Source organism: Butyricimonas sp. BSD2780061689_150309_C8, assembly GCF_015560935.1.
In the GTDB taxonomy this organism is placed as follows: domain Bacteria; phylum Bacteroidota; class Bacteroidia; order Bacteroidales; family Marinifilaceae; genus Butyricimonas; species Butyricimonas paravirosa.
Map to the genome: position 1 here is coordinate 1 of NZ_JADMSV010000065.1, position 1,395 is coordinate 1,395.

2 protein-coding genes are annotated in these 1,395 nt (G+C 34.3%); one reads left to right on the plus strand and one right to left on the minus strand.

The window, feature by feature from the left end:
* Positions 1 to 64: 64 nt before the first annotated feature.
* On the minus strand, positions 65 to 805 hold the full coding sequence (erm, locus tag I2I33_RS20225) for a 23S ribosomal RNA methyltransferase Erm (RefSeq protein ID WP_195666895.1): 741 nt from the start codon (positions 803 to 805) through the stop codon (positions 65 to 67).
* Between the two features lie 338 nt (positions 806 to 1,143).
* On the opposite strand from erm, the gene I2I33_RS20230 reads away from it, so the two are divergent.
* Entirely contained in the window at positions 1,144 to 1,353 is a 210-nt protein-coding gene (locus I2I33_RS20230) for a hypothetical protein (RefSeq protein WP_195666896.1), read from the plus strand.
* Positions 1,354 to 1,395: the final 42 nt, after the last annotated feature.

A 1,395-nucleotide genomic window follows, 5' to 3' on the forward strand; every position in this document is an offset into this window, starting at 1 on the left:
AAGTGGGTCAGTTTCGGTTATAAAGGTGGGTCAGGTGATTTTTATAATAGTGGGTCAAGTGACTTTATATTTTCCACAAACAAACAATTTGAGCATTAAGGTTTAAACCGAATTTTTCCGAAATTGTCCTGACCTGACTTTTCCTGAAAATCGACTTTAAAGCTGTTTTTACAGATAAATCAGGTTTCTCTAACAGACAGGAAATAAATGCTAAGTATTTGGCTTTAATCTTAAAATCAAAAAATAAGTGTTTTCTTTTAATGTTTAACAGGGCTGATTTTACAGTTGGCGGTGGCAAGAAACTTTCAGGACCTACCTCATAGACAAGTTTCAAATCAAAAAAAGTATGATAGAAAACGGTATATGGATTGTAAAGCTTCCTTGAAAATAACTTTTGTGTAGGTTCGAACTGAAGGACAATGGAACCTCCCAGAAAATTTTCAAGATTCTCAAACATCAGGATTTTGAAAATATCGGAAGTAATGCCATAAGGAATATTTGACACCACTTTGAAAGGAAATTTCGGAACTGCAAAATTCCTAAAATCACAACCGACAACTTGAACATTTCGGGCATCAGAAAATAATTTTCGTAAATGTTCAACCAAAGCTGTGTCGTTTTCAATAGCAACAACATTGTTGGCAATTTTTAATAAATGAACAGTAAGAAACCCCTTGCCTGCCCCAATATCTAAAACCGTATCCTGATTACTTATATTTGCTTGTCTTATTGCATCTTTTATTAGCACTTTATCAATAGTAAAGTGCTGACCCGTAAAACGAACGGGCAATTTCTTTTTTGTCATTAGTAACTTCTTACAGGTGAATACTTGAATTCAAATCACAGAGATATTCTTTTATAATTATACAACGGCAAATTTAGTAACTTTGCTCGATAAATTAACGAGAAAGAAGAAAAAATCCTTAATTCCGCAACACTATAATTTAACTTTATTTATAAGTTCCTGAGCAACTTTTTGTTGCTCAGGAACTTATAAATAGGGACTGTCGTAAAAAGAATAAAACTTTATAACGAATTGATTGCCAATGCAATATAAAATTTGTATCTTAGCTAAAGATAAAAAGAATACCTCCAATTGCCCTAGAAAAGCCAAATTTGGAGGTATCGCAAAAATTAATCTGCATGGCTAAGGTACAAAATTTCTCTGGAATATCACCCGATCTTCCTTTCACGGAGTTCGATTTTTATGAATTGTATAGGCAGACATTCGCGACTAGCGAGCTGGGAAAAATCAGGAAGAGGCTGCCGCTACGTGAGATGGCAGAGAACTTTGGACTGATAAGCAAGAGCATGAGAGTGGAAAATATAAAGTCACTTGACCCACTATTATAAAAATCACCTGACCCACCTTTATAACCGAAACTGACCCACTTA

Excerpts from the sequence above, each read along its gene's own strand:
- erm (WP_195666895.1), bottom strand. The coding sequence starts at position 805 with ATGACAAAAAAGAAATTGCCCGTTCGTTTTACGGGTCAGCACTTTACT.
- I2I33_RS20230 (WP_195666896.1), top strand. The coding sequence starts at position 1,144 with ATGGCTAAGGTACAAAATTTCTCTGGAATATCACCCGATCTTCCTTTC.